General features: G+C 59.5%; 19 protein-coding genes and 1 pseudogene. 11 read left to right on the top strand and 9 right to left on the bottom strand.

Annotated features, from left to right (window positions below; all coding sequences use genetic code 11):
• Positions 1-37: 37 nt before the first annotated feature.
• The 5 genes from RHE_RS05535 to RHE_RS05515 are packed head-to-tail and all read right to left on the bottom strand — an operon-like array spanning position 38 to position 3673.
• On the bottom strand, positions 38-1048 hold the full coding sequence (locus tag RHE_RS05535) for a DUF3618 domain-containing protein (RefSeq protein ID WP_042118074.1): 1011 nt from the start codon (positions 1046-1048) through the stop codon (positions 38-40).
• Positions 1048-1464 (bottom strand): phage holin family protein, encoded by a 417-nt coding sequence (locus tag RHE_RS05530; protein WP_011424426.1) that lies wholly within the window; start codon positions 1462-1464, stop codon positions 1048-1050. The genes RHE_RS05535 and RHE_RS05530 overlap by 1 nt, the downstream gene beginning before the upstream one ends.
• Positions 1457-2023 carry a hypothetical protein gene (locus RHE_RS05525; protein ID WP_011424425.1) on the bottom strand — a complete coding sequence of 189 codons (567 nt, stop codon included), beginning with the start codon at positions 2021-2023 and terminating at the stop codon, positions 1457-1459. Before RHE_RS05525 ends, RHE_RS05530 begins: the two co-directional genes overlap by 8 nt.
• A gap of 2 nt (positions 2024-2025) precedes the next feature.
• Positions 2026-3279 carry a sialidase family protein gene (locus RHE_RS05520; RefSeq protein WP_244425769.1) on the bottom strand — a complete coding sequence of 418 codons (1254 nt, stop codon included), beginning with the start codon at positions 3277-3279 and terminating at the stop codon, positions 2026-2028.
• 16 nt (positions 3280-3295) lie between these two features.
• A complete protein-coding gene (locus RHE_RS05515; protein WP_011424423.1) occupies positions 3296-3673 on the bottom strand; it encodes a hypothetical protein in 378 nt (125 codons plus the stop codon).
• Between the two features lie 119 nt (positions 3674-3792).
• On the opposite strand from RHE_RS05515, the gene RHE_RS05510 reads away from it, so the two are divergent.
• The 7 genes from RHE_RS05510 to RHE_RS05480 all read left to right on the top strand — a co-directional run bounded on the left by RHE_RS05510 (position 3793) and on the right by RHE_RS05480 (position 7728).
• Positions 3793-4122 carry an ArsR/SmtB family transcription factor gene (locus tag RHE_RS05510; protein WP_011424422.1) on the top strand — a complete coding sequence of 110 codons (330 nt, stop codon included), beginning with the start codon at positions 3793-3795 and terminating at the stop codon, positions 4120-4122.
• Complete coding sequence (locus RHE_RS05505) at positions 4119-4583, top strand: SRPBCC family protein (protein ID WP_011424421.1); 465 nt, start codon at positions 4119-4121, stop codon at positions 4581-4583. Before RHE_RS05510 ends, RHE_RS05505 begins: the two co-directional genes overlap by 4 nt.
• Positions 4584-4628: 45 nt before the next feature.
• Positions 4629-5045 (top strand): GFA family protein, encoded by a 417-nt coding sequence (locus RHE_RS05500; RefSeq protein WP_011424420.1) that lies wholly within the window; start codon positions 4629-4631, stop codon positions 5043-5045.
• Between the two features lie 189 nt (positions 5046-5234).
• Positions 5235-5564, top strand: coding sequence for an ArsR/SmtB family transcription factor (locus tag RHE_RS05495; protein ID WP_011424419.1), 330 nt, complete (start codon positions 5235-5237; stop codon positions 5562-5564).
• Positions 5561-6046, top strand: coding sequence for an SRPBCC family protein (locus RHE_RS05490; protein ID WP_011424418.1), 486 nt, complete (start codon positions 5561-5563; stop codon positions 6044-6046). Before RHE_RS05495 ends, RHE_RS05490 begins: the two co-directional genes overlap by 4 nt.
• On the top strand, positions 6039-6659 hold the full coding sequence (locus RHE_RS05485; protein WP_187331718.1) for a glutathione S-transferase family protein: 621 nt from the start codon (positions 6039-6041) through the stop codon (positions 6657-6659). The genes RHE_RS05490 and RHE_RS05485 overlap by 8 nt, the downstream gene beginning before the upstream one ends.
• A gap of 199 nt (positions 6660-6858) precedes the next feature.
• Positions 6859-7728 (top strand): alpha/beta hydrolase, encoded by an 870-nt coding sequence (locus tag RHE_RS05480; protein WP_011424416.1) that lies wholly within the window; start codon positions 6859-6861, stop codon positions 7726-7728.
• On the opposite strand, the gene RHE_RS05475 is transcribed toward RHE_RS05480, so the two are convergent.
• Positions 7698-8036 carry an antibiotic biosynthesis monooxygenase family protein gene (locus RHE_RS05475; protein ID WP_011424415.1) on the bottom strand — a complete coding sequence of 113 codons (339 nt, stop codon included), beginning with the start codon at positions 8034-8036 and terminating at the stop codon, positions 7698-7700. The genes RHE_RS05480 and RHE_RS05475 overlap by 31 nt on opposite strands.
• A gap of 154 nt (positions 8037-8190) precedes the next feature.
• Positions 8191-8541 carry an AraC family ligand binding domain-containing protein gene (locus RHE_RS05470; RefSeq protein WP_042119196.1) on the bottom strand — a complete coding sequence of 117 codons (351 nt, stop codon included), beginning with the start codon at positions 8539-8541 and terminating at the stop codon, positions 8191-8193.
• Positions 8542-8970: 429 nt separating this feature from the next.
• Here RHE_RS05470 and RHE_RS34230 point away from each other — a divergent pair, with 429 nt between their 5' ends.
• Positions 8971-9123, top strand: coding sequence for a hypothetical protein (locus RHE_RS34230; RefSeq protein ID WP_244425768.1), 153 nt, complete (start codon positions 8971-8973; stop codon positions 9121-9123).
• A 205-nt stretch (positions 9124-9328) separates the two neighbouring features.
• Here the strand turns inward: RHE_RS34230 and RHE_RS34225 are convergent, their stop codons facing one another.
• Positions 9329-9994 (bottom strand): hypothetical protein, encoded by a 666-nt coding sequence (locus RHE_RS34225; protein WP_011424412.1) that lies wholly within the window; start codon positions 9992-9994, stop codon positions 9329-9331.
• A gap of 254 nt (positions 9995-10248) precedes the next feature.
• On the opposite strand from RHE_RS34225, the gene RHE_RS05455 reads away from it, so the two are divergent.
• Together RHE_RS05455 and RHE_RS05450 are read left to right on the top strand one after the other, a co-directional pair.
• Positions 10249-14532 carry a Calx-beta domain-containing protein gene (locus RHE_RS05455; protein WP_011424411.1) on the top strand — a complete coding sequence of 1428 codons (4284 nt, stop codon included), beginning with the start codon at positions 10249-10251 and terminating at the stop codon, positions 14530-14532.
• Between the two features lie 121 nt (positions 14533-14653).
• The gene (locus tag RHE_RS05450) at positions 14654-15508 is read left to right on the top strand and encodes a heparin lyase I family protein (protein ID WP_011424410.1); all 855 of its coding nucleotides are present in this window, start codon (positions 14654-14656) and stop codon (positions 15506-15508) included.
• Positions 15509-15683: 175 nt separating this feature from the next.
• On the opposite strand, the gene RHE_RS05445 is transcribed toward RHE_RS05450, so the two are convergent.
• Positions 15684-17645, bottom strand: a complete 1962-nt coding sequence (locus tag RHE_RS05445; RefSeq protein ID WP_011424409.1) for an elongation factor G — start codon at positions 17643-17645, stop codon at positions 15684-15686.
• 110 nt (positions 17646-17755) lie between these two features.
• On the opposite strand from RHE_RS05445, the pseudogene RHE_RS35200 reads away from it, so the two are divergent.
• Positions 17756-17896, top strand: a pseudogene (locus tag RHE_RS35200) (SLC13 family permease); the annotation flags it as partial.
• Positions 17897-17937 lie beyond the last annotated feature (41 nt).

Here is a 17937-nt window from a genome sequence, read left to right as displayed (position 1 = left end):
CGCGTGGAACCTTTCCTGGCCGACCGGGTCGGATCCTCTACCGCCGATCGCTTCCACCGAGGCCATCCTTGCGATCTATGAAAGCTTCAGCTTCATCCACCACGCGTTCCGTGACGGCATCATGAGTATCGGAGGCCACGTCCACGGCCTTGTGATAGACTTCCGACGCTACCTCTTTACCCTGAGCGACGGCGTCCTGGGCCTGACGGCTGAGGCTGTCTCTAGTGCTATCTGCGGCTTCGCCGACCAACTCATCCTCGGTGTCGGTATGGGGCAGCGCCGCGCCGATCGCTGCACCGACCGCGAAAGCCAGAGCACCGCCGACTAGCGGCTGGTCGCGGAAATGGGTGAGGATCGCCTCATTGAGTTTGCTCGTTTGCTCCTGAAGACTGGTCGCCGCCGAAGTGGATCGGCTCGACAGCGAACTCGCCGCGCCGGAGGCACGGGCGCTGAGCTCGCTCGCGGCGCTTTTCGCCTGCTCCCATTTCTCCGCCGCCCAGCCGGTTGCCGCGTCGAGCATTGCACCAGTCTCGTCGGTGATCTGGCTGATCTGTTTTCCGCTGGCGTCGGCGAAGCCACGATAGGTCTTGCCCGCCTCGTCCATGAAATGGCCGGCACGACCTCCTGTTTCGTCTGTCAATGCCTTCAACCTCTTGCCCGATTCGTCGGCAAAATGGCTGTAGCGCGCTCCGTTTTCCATTGCCGGCGGACCAATCCTGCGGACCTGGCCGGTCGCCGGATAAAGCGGATATTCAGGATCCTCCCTCCAGGTCGTTATGTCGCCTGACGACGGACTGCCTTTTGCCATCAGCCAGGCGAGGCTCACGCCCATCAGCGCGACCGGCAGAGGGTTCGCCTTGAGCGCGTGGCCAAGATTGCTGACATACTCTGCGCCGCCGCTTCCCTTGGCGTATGCGATGACCTCGTCGATGAGCTGGCCCGGCGACATCCGTTCCTGGATCGCGTCAATCCGGTCTCCTATCCGGCGGCGGTCCTGGTCGATCTCCCGCTGAAGCTCGGCCGATGTTTTCTCCATTGAATTTTCCATCAGATTTTGTCCTTCACAACATCAACGTCGCGGCGAAGCGAGGTTGCAGTTCGATCCAGTGTCAAGTTGTTGCCGCGAAGTGCGGCGAGGCCCCGGGAGACCAATGCCCACGCGATGCCGGCGATGATGATGCCGATGATCAGCGAGGCGAGCGCACTGGCAGTGGTTTCGGTAAATCCCTGTGTCACGAGGAAGGCCGCGAGACCGCCGACAAGGGCACTCAGCAGCACGCCGACCGCCCCGATTGCCAGGACCAAGCCGAACAGGAGAATCTCCACGCCGCTGAGCGCCTGCGAAAGTTTTTCCGAAGCTTCCGTCTTGGCAAGATCGATTTCCTTGCGAAGCAGGCCGGTGACATCACCAACGAGGCCACTGACGAGCTCGGAGAGGGGGGTGTTTTCTGACGATTTAGCCATTGTTTTCGCCTCCGGTCGTTGCGGTGCCGGGGCGGAGGCCAATCGATGGCTCACGCGGCGCGGCAGCTGTTTGCCTTTTCGCGGAGGCTGTCAGGAAGCGGCTTGCCGCCAGGCCGGCTAGTGCGGCTATCCCGAGAAAGGCGAGCGGTTGCTTGCGCCCGAAATCCTCTGCCATGGTGGCGATTTCGCCGATGTCCTTGCCTTCCATCCGCCGAGCGACAGTGCGCACGCTCCGCCCGATTTGCTTGGCGTATCGTCCGACCTCTGCCTGACCGGAGCTTTCCATTTCGGCGCCCGCTTTCTCAAGTGCCGTTGCAACGCCGCCGACCTGGCGAGCAGCGAAGCTGGTGCGTTCGGAAATGACTTCCTTGGCCTTCTCGACGGCAGTGTCGGCGCCTTCCTTGATTGTTTCCTTGGCGGCGGAAACATCTTCGCTCACCTTCGCTTCCAGATCGGAAATGGACGTGCGCGTCCCCGGCGAAGAACCGAAACCTGGGGATGAGGACGGTGTCTGCGCCGACGCGCTTCTTCCTGCCGGATCTGTGAAATCGTTTTGCATGTTTAACCTCCCATGTCGTGGCGGCGACTGCCGCGCCCCCGAACCACAGGTTCCCCGCTTTGTTCCCCGAACGCGCTTGAAACGTTCCTCTTCGGCCCATGATGGCATGATGGGGCTCCCAACTGCGGCTGCAATGAAGCAGCGCCGTCCTCGGCTCCTTGTTGATCTTTGGCGGGCGTGACAATAGACGCTGCGACGTAACGCTCCTCCCTGTCGCCATCGTTGAAGTAGTAGACGGCGAGCAGGGATCCCTCACCGCGTTTTACTATTCTGGGATAACCGAGATCAGCCGTGCCGCCATCGCTCCGGATGACCCTTTCGGCGCCCCATGTCTGGCCGTCATCGAAACTCATGCGCATCCTGATACCAAATGGCGGATCACGGTAGCCGTAGACGACGAGTAGCATGCCTTCGATCCGTCCGAGCGCTGGCGGATTGCCATTGCTGCCCGTGTCGTCGACGATGCAGCCTTTCCGCGTCCAGGTCTTCCCTTCGTCGTGGGAGGTGAAGGCTTCTATCCAACCCTTGCCACCTCCCCTCCCCATGCAGCGCGTCAAGGTCAGCATGGCGCCACCGGAAAGTGCCGTCGAGGCCGGCATGATCGAATAGCCCTCAGGTTCCGGGCCGACAAAGCCTTGAAGGACGAAGCTGCGCCCGCCGTCGCCGGTGCGCGCGCAGAACACTCTGCCTTCCGCACCGTCCTCTTTGGAGGTGCTGAGCATGAAGAGCGCATGGTCTCTGCCAAGAGGAACGATATCGGTGCGCGCCGAGATCGGAAGATGCAAACCGGCGAAACGGTATGGACCTTGCCATGTCAGGCATCGATCCCGACTGACATAGAACCAGCTGACAGCGTCACCTTGCACATCGGTTCTGGCGCACATCACGATCGTCTCAGGATCGAGAAAGTCTATGGGTTCATCCAGAAGGAAGAGGTCATCACGGACCGACAGATGGGGACGAATCTTGAGATCGGCGTTCAGGTGCTCGTCGGCCGAAAGCGAGAGCCCACCCGGGACTTGGCCGCAGAACGGCTCGCCCATCCATGTCAGTCCTCCGTCCAGGCTGCGTGCCTGCCACGGTACGAATGGATAATCACGATCCAGTTCGTGCAACTCCCCCTTCGCTCCGAGTTTGCCGCGCGCGAAGACGACGACGATTTCGTCACCCCAGGACCAGAGACCATAATTTGCCGGCCAGGCTGCGAACTCATCCTGTCTGCGGTAGATTTCAAGATGGCGCAATTGCATGTCCATGGAGGCTTCCAGGCGGTCAGAGCGTTTCGACCGGAACTGCCCGCACGAGCAGTTCATCCTGGCCGAGCAGCTGCTCGAGTTCGCGCCGGTATTGGCGCCACCACACCCGATCGAGACTGCCGACCATGACTTCGATCACGATGACGGTATCTTCTTCAGTGCCCTCATCATTGGACCAAAGCCCTTTTGCGGGGGAATTGAGATATGCCGTCACCCCGCCATGGCGCTCCGTCATCTCGCGCTGAATTGCCGCGATAATGTCTTCGATGTCGATCGCCGCTCGCGGCGCTGCCGGAATAAACAATTGTATCAAATGCACGTGGAATTCTCCTCGTTTCGCAAACTTCGCAGGTCTGACGCGGTTCCGGCCCGGCTCGAAATCGGGTGCGATCACGGTGGCGAGCGCAGACGCAAGGTGCCGTCATAGGGCTGATCAAACAACGGGCATCGCCTTTCGGCCCCAGCTACCAATTAGCCTTGACTAATCAATTAGTCCGCGCTATTGATTTCTTCATGATCCAGACCGCCCCCATCACCACCATCATGCGCGCCCTTGCCGATCCCACCCGGCGGGCCGTGTTCGAGCAGATCGTCAACTCCGATGAGATCACCGTCGTCGAGCTGACGCGGGCAAGCACCGTCACTCAGGGCGCCGTCTCGCAGCACCTCAAGGCGCTGAAGCTGGCGGGACTGGTCACTGAGCGCCCCGAGGGCCGTAAGGTCTATTACCGCGCCGAGCCTGAGGGGCTTGCGCCGCTTGTCGACTGGATGAGCCATTACGGCACATTCTGGCGCGAACGTTTTGCTGATCTCAGAACCTTGCTGAAGGAAATCGATCCATGACCGACACCGTATTGCAGCCCGACACGCAGGAGATCGTCGTCGACGAAGTGTTCCCGCACGCGCCTGAAACAATCTGGAAAACGCTGACCACCGCCGAGCTGATGGGCCGCTGGCTGATGATGCCGGCCGGTTTCGAGCCGATCGAGGGCAAGCGCTTCACCTATCAGACGACGCCGGCCGGCGACTGGGACGGCACCATTCACTGTCAGGTGCTGGAGGTTAAGCCGAACGAGCGTCTCACCTATGCCTGGAAAGGCGGGCATGCGGGCAATACCGGCTACGGCTCGCCGCTCGATACCGTCGTCACCTTCATTCTTTCCAGAGCCGGAAACGGCACCCGGCTGCGCCTCGTCCATTCCGGCTTCGTCCTGCCGAAGAATGAAACCGCCTACCGGAAAATGGGCGAAGGCTGGAAGAAGGTCGTGAAGAATATCGGCGCCCTTGCCGGCGGCGAGGACTGAGGCGACCGAAGACCGCGTCCCGTCCAAGTTCATCAGGAGAAATACATGAGCAAGCCTTACACCGGCGGCTGCGCCTGCGGCGCAATCCATTACGAGATCTCGGCCGAGCCTATTGCGATGAACGACTGCCAGTGCCGCGACTGCCAGCTGACGAGCGGCACCGGCCACGGATCCTATCTGACCTTCCCGAGCCGCCAGGCGGTGAAGCTTGAGGGCGAGGCCAGCCACTGGCAGATGGTCGCCGACAACGGCAACGTCAAAACCCGCGGCTTCTGCCCGGCTTGCGGCGCGCCTGTTTATCTGACCTTCTCCTATATGCCCGATTTCTTCACCATCCACGCCGCCAGCCTCGACGAGCCCGAGCGATATCGGCCGCAGTTGGTGACCTACACCACGCGCGGCCATGCCTGGGACCGGGTCGACCCTGACGTGCCGAATTTCGAAAAGATGCCGCCGATGTAGGGCTGGGGCGGCCCCCAAAAAGGTGCAGTCGAGGTCGACGTCGCGAGCGGTTACAGGTCCGCGCACGACATCGCGCTTGCCCACCGAGGGTCGAGTCTCTTCCTGCCATTGCCGATCCAGCACAAAATAGTCTTTGACATTCCCCCACAACGAATATATCCATTTGGCTATATAGCTAAATGGTGATTCATGGACGACCGGCTTGATGCGATTTTCTCTGCGCTCTCCGACCCCACACGGAGAGCAATTCTCGCGCGGCTCGCCAACGGCAAAGCGACCGTGGCCGAACTTGCCGATCCCTTCGAGTTGTCTCAGCCCGCCATATCAAAGCATCTCAAGGTCCTGGAGCAGGCCGGCTTGATCCGCTCTGGCCGGGAAGCGAATTCGCGTCCCCGCATCCTCGAGCCGGCAGCCTTGAAGACAATTGCTGATTGGGTCGCCGATTACAGACGCTTCTGGGATCAAAGCTTCGACCGCCTCGATGATTATTTGTCCAAGGTACAAGGAAACGAAAAATGACCAATCCGGAGACCGCCAGCGACAACAGCCGTGACCTGGTTCTCGTGCGAAGGTTCGATGCCCCATGCGATCTCGTTTTCAGGGCATGGACCGACCCGAAAGCCTTGGCGCAATGGTGTGGTCCTCACGGCTTCAAGGCGGTGGGCGACAGACTTGAAGCCTGGCCCGGCGGCAGACACCGCGCCTGTCTGATCGCACCGGATGGAGAAGAGCATTGGGTCGGCGGAAAATATCTGGAGGTCGAGCCGCCGCACCGGCTTGTCTTCACGCATGCCTGGGAGACCGGGGCGGGCGAAACCAGCCCCGAAACGATCGTCACCATCACGTTGCGGGAAAGCGACGGAGGCACGGAAATGACTTTTCGGCAGAGCGGATTTGCAAGCGTATCGTCACTTGAGGGTCATGAATCCGGTTGGTCGCAAAGTTTCGAGCGATTGAGCTCTTTTCTCGGGACCGGATCCGAAGGGCTGAACCATGCGTAAGGCGGCGATGAAGCTTTACTATTGCGAGACGCTCAATCCGCGGAAGGCCTGCGCCGCCGCTCGTTTTCTTCAAGCCGACGTCGAGTTCGTCAGGGTTGATCTGGCAAGCGGAGAACAGCGCAGCGCGGAATTCCTGGCGCTGAACCCGAACGGGAAAGTCCCGGTGCTGCAGGAGGATGCCGGGACTTTATGGGAAGCGAACGCCATCATGTGCAGGCTGTCTGATACAGTTGCATCGGACTTCTGGCCGCATGACCACCGGCAGATCGACGTTTTGCGCTGGTTGAGCTGGGATGCCAGCCATTTCACCCGGCACGGGGCAACGCTGTGGTTTGAAACCATGATCAAGCCGTTGTTCGGCGGAGAACCTGACGCCGCCGTGATCGAAGATGCGAAGACGAGTTTTCGGCTCCATGGTCGCGTGCTCGACGATCATCTGGCCATCAATCGCGTCGCCGTCGGGAAGACACTGACCGTGGCGGATTTCGCACTGGCGGCTGCACTTCCTTATGCAACAGCTGCCGACATACCACTCGCCGAATTCCGGCATATCCAGAAGTGGTACGCACGGCTTGAAGAACTGGATGCGTGGCAAAACCCCTTCCCAGCCTGAGAGGGCATGCGCGAAGGGCTATTGCCGGTTTAAAAGGCGCTGCCGCCGAAGTCTCGCTGAGAACGTCGTCGTCTTTTGACCTCTTTTCCGCAGCAACGATTTGTGCCTATATTGTCGCTATGCCGAGCGCACCCGCCGTAATGGGCCGCGTTGCTGCAAAGCGTCCTGGGCATTGCCAAACCGGCGGGTAGATTCTGTCGTGAGCACCACAAGGTACTTGCTGATCTTGCCGCTGATGGCGGTCGTCGCCTACATGGCGGTCGTCGGCCTGCTCTATTTTTCTCAGAGAACCCTGCTTTTTCCCGGAGCTGGCGCCGCACCTGTTGCGGAGCAGGCGCGCTGGGGCGAGTCGGTCCATGTCAAGACGCCCGACGGGGAGATGCTTCAGGGACTGTACAGCCAGGGCGACAGCGACAAGCCCTGCGTGCTGCTCTTTTTCGGAAACGGCGACCGCGTCGACAATTACGCGTTTCTCGCACAGGCGCTAGCCGCGCACAGGATTGGATTGCTGGCGATTTCCTATCGGGGCTATCCCGGATCGACCGGCTCACCCAGCGAGCAGGGGCTGCTGACGGACGGCATCGCCGCGTTCAACTGGCTTTCGGCACACGACGGAAGCGAGATCGTCGTGATGGGGCGGTCACTTGGCACCGGCGTTGCGGTGAACACGGCCGCGCAAAGGCCGGCCGCAGGCGTCATTCTCGTCTCGCCGTACCTGTCGGTTCTGTCGGTTGCGCAGAGGCATTATCCGTACCTCCCGGTCCAGCTTCTTCTCAAGGATCCCTTTCGGTCGGACCTCAACATAGGCAAAGTGAGACAACCGAAGTTGTTCCTCCACGGCCGGCTTGATGACAGTATCCCGCTGTCTTCAGGGCAGGCGCTGTACGAGATCGCACCCGAGCCCAAACGCATGGTGATCTATGACGGTGCCGGCCACAACGATATCTTCAACGATGGCATGGTCGGTGACGTCATCCGTTTCGTGGAAGCGCTGGAAGGAAACCGTCCCAGATCCCGTCATGAAAGTGAGGGCGAAGATCATAGCGGTGGGTCGGCTTCGAATCCATAAGCTCTTCCAACGAGCGCCACACGAATTTCATAACGCGTGTACCAGTCTGCCCGGCCCCGGCGTTGCGCTTCGACGTGATCGACAACTGCTTTCCATGCCCGGATGCTTTCTTCGTCTCTCCAATAAGAGTTGATGATGCCGAAGCCGTCCGCACGGCGGGCGCTTTCGAAACCCAGAAATCCGGGCTGCTGCTGTGCCAATTCCACCATCGCAGCGCCGACGTCACCGTAGCCGTCTTCGATCTGCGTTCGTTGCGACGAGAAGCAGACGACGTAATAGGGCGGTGCAGGTAAGGTCGCGATAGACATGCCAAACCCTCGTTGCGACAAGTAGAGATTTTTGCAACCACCAGCCGTGCAGTCAATCCGCAACGGCAATATCGGCACAGGGTACGGCCGCCCTGGCAGACCTGCAGAAAATCAACCGAGGCAGCCGAGGAAATGCAACTCGTTGCCGTGCGGCCTAGGCATGCGCCGGGCGCCAATGCGGATAGGTGACATAGGCGGTGAGCGCGCCCTCCTCATGCGAGCGGATTGTCACGGTCTCGCCCTTCGGCATGTAGACGATCTCGCCCGGCCCGGCGCTGACCGTTCCCGCCTCTGTCGAAACCGAAAGCCGTCCTTCCAGAACGATCATGACGTCGTCAACCGCCATGGTTTCAGTCAGGCTCTGGCCGGGCGCGTAGCGCCCGTAACCGATGGTAATCGGCCCGCCATGCCGCTCGTCGACGAGATTGCCGACGCGAATGTCTGCCTCCTGCCCCGGGGAAGGCTCCAGCGAAGCGTCGGCGATCGTGAATTTCTGCATCCTCATCGCATCCTCCATGACCGGCTGAGGTAACGCGGAAATCTCCTGCGCCAAGCCCCGGCCTCTGGCGCGATATACTGCCATTGCAATCACCTAGACATAGGATAAAGGTGAATTTGAATATTATTAAACCATGGGATGAAACAAACAATGCGGTGTCTGCGATCTTTAAGAGAGAACCACATTTCGATTTCTCTAATTTCCGTCATTTTGGGCCTGTCCGGATGCGTCACCAGCACCGATGGAATTCAAAAATCTCAGGATCAAAGTCGTGCTGTGAGTGGAGAGCGGACAAAAATGGGTCAGTCTTACAATCTAAATGCCGATTGCACCGCTGCGACAATGCCCACAGTACGGCTGGTTCAAGCGCCCGCGCATGGATCGGTCGATTTTGTCAGCGAAGGTGTTTATTCAAACTACAGAGAGTCGCAGCGCGTGAAGTGCAATTCCAGAAAATCTCCGGGCGTTTCGGAATACTACACCTCCCAAAGCGGCTATTTTGGAAAGGACATGTACAAGGTGAGAGTGTCCTACGGTGAGGGAACCGTGAAGGACGTCACCGTCAACATCAACGTAATCAAGAACTAAAGGCGCTATTGCGCCGGGAGGGCGGGCGAGTTCGGCCGAGCCGCCCCACTCTCCGTCATTCCAGGCCTTGAGCCCGGAATCTATGGCCACAGCCGAAGGGCCGGCGTGAGTCCTCTGGTCAAGCCCGACGGGTGGATCTTTTGTCGATACACAGTATGCGCGCACCCGATGGAGGCGCGTACACCATTGCCGCCTCTGGCAAGTTCTAAGGTTCTTTGACGACTGAGATCTCGACCCAGGTATTCAAAATTTCTTTACGCTTGGCGTCCTGTGCGACGATCACCGCCAGCCAGCTATTTTGGCCTTCGATCAAATAGGCCGTGCCGCTTTGCCTGCGCTCTTTCGTTATCCGGCCCAGCGAAGCTGCGGAGAGCCCCGCCTCGAAGGCTTCAAGTTCCGCGTTGGAACAACTCAATCGGTTTTCTGCCAGACCTTGTAAGTAATCGAGCGAGCAGGTGGCAGAAAAGAATTTTTGAAAGTCCCGATACAGCATCGAGAACCGCTGCCCATTTGGCATCGTGTAAACCTCGCTGCTCGTTCGAGGCTCTGAGATTGCATTGACGGGAGAAGAAATGGCTTCGACCTTCCAATCACCGCGACCGACGCCATCGTGCAGGGCAACCTGACTTCTGCCATTCAGCACGCATAGCTTCAAGGTATCATCAAGAGGGCACGCAACCGCTCCCCCGTGGCTCGATATAATTGCACTCGCCAAAGCTGAAATAAAACGCATGCAGTCAAATCCCCAAATCACCCTGTCGGCAGCGTAGTTTGCACGGTGGAGAAAGCAAGGCAGCGGCCCAGCCAACCACTGTTGCCGAAGCAGAGCCACGAAAGCCTCGACCTCATTGGCGCATAGCAAAAGCCGCATCGTCCGCATCCATTTGCCAGCTGCAACTGAGCTCCAGCGCACCAAGGGCGTGTGAGGATTGACAGAGTTCTACCAACAAAGAGCTACTGGAAAATTCAAAAGATCGGAGCATAGTCCGCCGCGCGGGGTTCAGCGCGCGCGGGAAAAAGTGGGACACAGCACTCCTGCCGCCGCGCTTCGACGACTTAGCAGGCAACATTGATAGCTCGACGACTTGGCAGGCAACATTGATAGGTTGATGCGGAGGTAGCGTGATGGCGCAGGGCGTTGTTTCTCTCAGCGGGACTCTCACTCAGAATCAGACATTGGCGGCAAACGTCACGGATGTTGACGGATTACCGTCAGGGCCGGTCATTACCTATCAGTGGCAGCAGAGCAGCGATAACGGTGCCACGTGGAGCAACATAACAGGTGCAGCCACAGCCGCCCTGACCTTGCAGCAAGCGCAAGTCGGAAAGCGGGTGCGGGTAACCGCTGCTTACACCGATGCTTTGGGTAACCAAGAACTGGTTGCCAGCACCACCAATGCCGCCGTCGCCAACGTGAGCGACATAGGCGTAGTCACGATTAGCGGTACACCCGTGCAAGGCCAAGCCCTGACCGCCGCGGTCTCGGATCTGGATGGGCTCGCCAACGTGTCGATCACATATCGTTGGCAGCAACTGATCGGAAACACCTGGAGCAACATCGCGGGCGCCACCGGTTCAACGTGGACGCTTCAGGCAGCGCAGGTCGGCAGGCAAGTCCGCGTCCAGGCAATCTATACCGATCAGTCGGGAGGAACCGAAAACAATCGAACCAGCTTGGCGACATCCCCGATCGTCGCGAGTAATCCTGCCGGCAACGACATTGGCGTCATCTCCGTCATCGGGGCCGCAACTCAAAATCGGACGATCGCGGCGGGCGTTACTGATGTCGACGGGCTCCCCTCCGGGACCATCGTCGCTTACCAATGGCAGCAAAGCAGCAACGGCGGCGGCACGTGGAGCAACATTGCCGGTGCCACTGCGAAAACACTCAGCCTGCAGCAAGCACTGGTTGGGAAGCAGGTTCGAGCGACCGCCACGTACACCGATGCCCTTGGTAACAACGAGACGGTCGCCAGCAGTCCGACGGCGGCAGTCGCCAACTTGAACGACGTAGGCGTGGCGACGATCACCGGTGCGCCCGTTCAAGGCCAAGCCCTGACCGCGGCCGTTACCGACCTCGATGGGCTCGCCAACGTGTCGATCACCTATCGCTGGCAGCAGCTGATCGGGACGACCTGGACCGACATCGCCGGAGCCACCGGTGCGAACTGGACACTCCAGGCGGCGCAGGTGGGCAGGCAAGTCCGTGTGAGAACCACTTACACCGATCAGCTGGGTGGTGTCGAAACCAACCGGGTGAGCACGCCGACCGCAGCGATTGTCAGTGCCAACAACCGTCCGGGTGTGCTTGGCATCAGCGGGACGGCGACGCAAGGTCAGGTGTTGACGGCTGCTGTCACCGACGCGGACGGTGTGCCGGGATCGGTGACTTATCAGTGGCAGCAGAGCAGCAACGGCACCACGTGGAGCAATATTGGCGGGGCGACTGCCAATACGCTGACCCTGCAGCAGGCCCAGGTCGGCAATTTCGTGCGGGCAACAGCCAGTTACATCGACAACCTGGGCAACAGCGAGAATGTCACCAGCCCGGCGACGCCCTCGGCAGTCGCCAATGTCAATGATCCCGGCGTGATCTCGATCAATGGCATAGCGAGCCAAGGCCAGACCTTGACCGCCAGCCTCAGTGACATCGATGGCCTACCGGCAACAGGCGTCAGCTATCTGTGGCAGAGCAGCGACAACGGCAGTACGTGGAGTGACGTCGCGGGCGGGCAAAGCCTGACACTGGGCAGCAGTCTCGTCGGCAAGCGCCTGCGGGTCAATGCCACTTATACCGACCTGCTTGGCACTGGCGAGAACATCGTGAGCGCGGCGACTGCCCCGGTTACATCAGTAAGCTCCAGCCCCGTCAGCCTCTTCACCACCCAGACGCCGGCCCAACCCAACTTCACCGACGGGCCTGGAGTGGACTGGGAGGTCGGGATGCGCTTCGTCAGCAGCAATACCGGTTCGATCCAGGCGATCCGCTATTACAAGTCCCCCAGCGAGACCGGCACGCATGTCGGCCGCATCTGGTCGGCTACCGGGCAGCAGCTGGCAAGCGTCACCTTCACCAATGAGACAGCCTCAGGCTGGCAGCAGCAGACTTTGGCAAGCCCGCTGGTCATCAATGCGGGCACCACCTATGTCGTCTCGGTCAATGCCAACAGCTACTATTCGCTGACCTCGAACGGCTTCGCCAACCCCATCAGCAATGGCGGATTGACAGCCCCGGTCGGCGCCGGTGTCTACAACGAAACCATTGGCACGTTTCCAGCCCTCGTCTACCAGAACGAAAACTATTTCCGCGATGTCGTGTTTTCTGCTGGATCAAGCGTTGCCTTGCGGGACAACGCTACCATCTTCGTCAGTGAATCAGCGGGCGCTGCGACAATCACCGTCGTTCGCACAGGCAGCACGAGCGGGCAGCTGACACTGGAGTATACGACCAACGAGATCGGCGGAGCCGGAGCGGCACAGGCTGGAGCGGACTATACGCTGCCGACCTTCAATGGCCGAGCGAATACCGGGCAAGTTGTTTTCGAGGACGGCGAGAGTAGCAAGACGTTTGCCATCCCAATCGTCAACGACCCTGATGCCGAAGGGACCGAGACATTTTCTGTCGGCATTCAGAATCCCGGGCCTGGTGGCTCCCTGGCAGCGCCGCGGACTGTTCTGGTCTCGATCGTCGACAACGATTCCGCACCAACCATCTCCTTGAGCAATCCGGTCATCAGCTTGTCGGAGGCGGCGGCCGCCGCCACTATCACGGTTCAGCGCAGTGGAAACATCGATGCCACGGCTACCGTTGCATACGCAACGAGCAATGGCAGCGCGATCGCGGGCTCCGATTATACGACAACAACGGGCGTGCTCACCTTTGCCGCAGGGCAAGCGATCCAGACCATTTCTGTTCCGCTGGTCAACAACACGACGGCCGAGAGCAACGAAAGCTTCACTTTAACCTTGAGCAACCCGACAGGTGCTGCCCTGGGGAGCCAAGCGACAGCGACCGTTAACATACTGGACGACGACAGCAACCTCGGCAATCTGGTCCGACAGACCGTCGTGTCCGGCTTGACCGAGCCAACGGCCTTGGATTGGACCCCCGATGGCCGCTACATGGTTGTCGCGCAACAGAATGGCATTGTGCGGGTGGTGGACAACGGCACGCTGAGATCGACGCCGCTTGTCGATTTGTCCAGCCAGGTCAATTACACGCCCGGAGACCGGGGGATGCTGGGGCTGGCAATTCATCCGAACTTCGCGGCAAATCCATACGTCTATCTGCTCTACACTTACGATCCGCCAGAAACCGCGAATGGAACTGGCCTGGCGGGACCGGATACCAAAGGGAACCGTCCTTCTCGCCTCGTTCGGCTTACGGTCAACCCCAACACGATGATTGCCGATCCGGCCAGCATGGTCGTGCTGGCCGGTACCAATAGCACCTGGGCTTTCACCAGCCGTCCGGATCTCGACAGTACCGGCGCTGTGAACATACCGCCGTCCGGCATCGTCAACGGCACCACCATTACCGCCCCTGCAAGCCTGATCGAGGTGGGAACGCAGGACAACGATCCAGATCGCGCCGGAATCCAGAACCAGAATATTCGGGACTATCTGGCGACGGACAGTGACTCCCATTCCAATGGAGCTCTCCATTTCGGGCCCGACGGCATGCTGTACTTCAGCAACGGAGACGGCACGTCATACAATTTCATGGACCCTCGCACGGTTCGCGCTCAAGACGTTCACAATCTGTCCGGCAAGGTCCTGAGGATAGATCCCATGACTGGCGCGGGCGTTCCGGGGAACCCCTTCTATGACCCCGCAGATCCGAACAGCAATCAGTCCAAGGTATTCTATTCCGGCGTGCGCAACGCTTATCGCTTCACCTTCGATCCGGTGACCAACCTGCCCGTGCTCGGAGATGTCGGCTGGACCACTTGGGAGGAAATAAATACCGGCCCTGCAGGATCTAATTTCGGTTGGCCGTATCTGGAAGGTCCTGGCCAAACGGGCGGCTACCAGAATCTCTCTCAGGCGATCAGCTTCTACAACAATGGGAACCGAAACAGTCCTTCTGATCAGGCTGCTGTTTTTCCGCTGCTATCGAGAAGCCACGGCGCGCCCGACAACGCCACTGCGATCACGGTCGGGGACTTCTACAACGACGACACCCTGATGTTTGCGGATCTTGTCAATGGAAATGTCTACACCGCAACAATGAACGCAAGCCGGCAGATCACGAACGTACAGGTCTTCGACACGAACGTCCCCTATTTGGTAGACATTGAGAAGGGACCGGACGGCTGGCTTTACGCTGCTGATTTGGGCACCGGCACTATCCGTCGCTGGGCAGACCCCAACGTGCCGAGCGGCGGGAACCTGTTGACACCAACTTGAGCCGTAACATTCAGGATGGGATGGTGGCACGGATCATTCAGTCGTCGGTAAGCGGTGTGACGCCGGCACCGCTGAAGTCGTCTAGTTGAAGGCGATGCCGAGACAATGAGGGAGGTTGGTGATGCCGCTGAGAGCTAATCGGTCAAGCTCAGGGTTCAAGAATATTGGGATATTGAACTTCCTCCGCAAAATCCTAATAGCAGTACTTCTGCCCGTTCTTTCAGCAAATCTTTCATTCGGTGCGGAAAGGACATTTAAAGTTCCTGGCTTCACCCACCCGTTTAGAGTTACGACGGAACGCAATCAGCCGGGCGGCTTTACTATGGTGAAAGACCCGCTGGATCAGTACAACGCGGCAAAGGTGTTCAAGTTTTCGATCAACCCAGGCCCGTGCGTACGGGACGACTGCGAGCAACAGTCGGCTCGCGCGACGGTTCAGCAAGGACGCAAGACCAAGCAACCCAAGGAGGCATGGTATGGTTGGGACATGTATTTCGTGCCCGACTTTCCGATTGGTTCGAAGCAGGTAAGAGGTCACGAGATATTCGTCGAATTCAAGGATCAGGACCAATGCCAACTCGTGGCCCTGACCACCAATCCCCATAGCAACGACCAATTCCTTTCATGGAGTATGGAAAAGCCAAGCGGGAAGCAGATGACCCAGTTCGGCGGTGACTGTATTGACCTTTTTGACATGCGTGTCGCCCCCATCAGGGAACTGGCGGGCGCTTGGCACCGTTTCGAACTCTTTGTTCGATGGACCAGGGAAGGCGACGGACGCTTCTTGATGTTTCTGGATGGGAAGCAGGTCGTGGACTATCAGGGCGTTACCTGTTTTTCATGCGATAAGCTAAATTACTTTCTTTTCGGCAACTACCTGTGCTGCACGACTGGCACCAAATTGGTAGTGCCCGCGACGGTCTACTATCGCTACGTCAGCATGGCGAAATCGCGTGAGGCTCTCGTTTGGAAGTAGTTCAGCAGGATCGACAGCGATGGGGCGGCTCCGCGAACAACGAAGTTTGCGAAGCTGAAGTGCACGGAGGGAGGTGGGCGGCCCGTCACGAAAATTTCTAGGAAACCGCAGACCCAGAAGACCGCCAAACGACATGAGCCCATTCTGCGAACGAGCATGACGTGGCGCGAAGGTTTCAGTGTGCGACGCCTGCTTCCCCGTGTGCCCTCACGATGGCGTCCGCTTCCTTGCCGTATAGCTCCTCGAAGTGATCGAAGGTCTTGGAAAAATAACCGATGCCCTGCGTCGCCGAGCGCAGCGCCCGCGCCAGATCGTCAAGTGCGCCGCCCGGAATAAGTGCCCGGAAGATGTCCCATCCCTTGGCGGTTTCATCCCGGTCGAAGCCGAGAACCTGACCCTTGAGAGCGGAGACGATCTGGACGAGGCTGCCGGAATAGATCGACGGAATGTGAATTTCGCTGCGGAAGACCGGTTGCATTAAAACGGCCGACCCTTCGGAAAGCGCCTGTCGCACTCCCATTCTCGACGCAGTCCTGAACGCGTGTTCCGAACTGTCGACGGCATGGTGCTGACCATCGAACAGCGTTACGCCGACATCGATGACCTGGAAGCCGAGCGGCCCCTTCTCCATCGCTTCGCGCGCGCCTGCTTCGACGGCAGGGATATAGTTGCGCGGAACCACGCCACCCTTGACGGTTTCGTTAAAAGTGAAGCCCCGGCCGCGCTCGTTGGGGCGAATGCTCAGCTTCACATCCGCGAATTGCCCGGCACCGCCGGTCTGTTTGCGATGGCGGTAATGAACCTCCGATGGTTTCGCGATTGTCTCGCGGTAAATCGGGCTCGGCATTCGATCGGTTACCTCAATGTGGAAGACCTCGGACAGGGTTCGGCAGAGATCACGCAGATGCACCGGGCCCTGGGCGCGGACGAGCTGGGCGCCGGTGCCTTCCTCCTGCAAAACGACAAGGCCGCGATCCGTCTCGGAAAGTTTTGCCAGCGTTTCGGAAAGCTTGTTTTCATCGCGTTCGCTGCCCGGAACCAGGATCCTTTCAAGCATCGGCGTCGGTGGCTCGGTCCATTCCGGCGGGGCGACCGTCGCCCCTGAAGTCAACAGCGACGGGACGGGCAAGTGGTCGGACTTGACTGTCGCGAAGACATCCCCCGGTGCAGGCACGATTGCCGAGCCGGACCGTCCGTTTCCGGGATCCTGCACGGCGCCGAGGCTGGAGCCGCCCAGCAATGCGCCTTGCCGCAGTCCCTCACCAAAGGCACGCACCAGCACCGTCTTGCCGATATTCTGACGATGATAGGCATGGAAGCTCACGGCGGTCAGCTTGTTTTCATCGACATTGCCCGCACGCGCCAGGCGCTGTCGAAGAACCCCGACCGGCGGCGCCTCGTGGCGCAGCGCCTTCATCAGCCTCATCATGCCGTTGCCGTGACTTGCGGCACCGATCAGGACCGGAATAATCCTGTTTTCGCTGAGAACCCGTGATGAAATGGCATAGAGGGCGTCGCTGGGCGGCTCGCGATCTTCGATCAGTTCCTCGAGAAGCCAGTCATCGAATTCGGACAGGTGTTCCAGGAGCTCGCTGCGCGCTTCGTGCTCGCGCTCGGCGACGCTTTCGGGGATCGCGATCAGCGCCGAAGTCTGGCCTTCCCGGTAGCGCCACGCCCGTTCCGAAATCAGATCGCAACTGCCGATGATCCTGTCTCCCTCGCGGATCGGGATCTGGCGAAGCAAAAGCGTGTGGTTGGCGTAGTCTTGAAGCGCGGCGATCACGTCCCTCAGCCGCCCTCTCGGTTCGTCCATTCGGTTGACGAAGAGGATGCACGGCGTCCCCGAGGCTTCGATTATTCTGAGATAGGGCGCGGCGAGCACAGCCTCCTCGGGTGCCGATGAAACGCACAGGATGCAGGCGTCGCTGGCAAGAAGCGCGTGCTGTGCATGCGCCAAAGCTTCGTTGGGTCCTGGCGCATCCAGCGCACACCACGCCTCATTTCCGAAGGTGAATTCTGTGAGGTTCAATCCATAAGGGGAACTGGATTTTCTCGGCGTCCCCTCCAGGGAGCCGAGCTTTTCCACGACCGTCGATTTTCCGGTCTGCGAGGGTCCAAGCACGGTAAAGCAGCGCATCGGCATTCCTCCAACTGCCATAAACAATTTTCAGCCATCATAGGATGCCCTGAACTGCTGCAAGGCGCCAGAGGTGTTCAGTTTCACAACGCTTTGACCTGGAGACGTAGATGCCGATGTCGTTCGCTGCCCTGCTTGGCGGCCTGACGACGCAGGTCGGCATGTCGCCGAACATCGTCGTATCACGGCTTCGGCAGGAGATGGCAGGAACATCCTTCACCATGTGCGACTTCACGCCGATTGGCGCAATAAACCGCCGGTTTGAAAAGCCATGGATAAGAAGCGCCTGGGG

This window comes from Rhizobium etli CFN 42 (assembly GCF_000092045.1).
Classification (GTDB): domain Bacteria; phylum Pseudomonadota; class Alphaproteobacteria; order Rhizobiales; family Rhizobiaceae; genus Rhizobium; species Rhizobium etli.
This window is presented reverse-complemented; position numbering and strand designations above follow the sequence as displayed.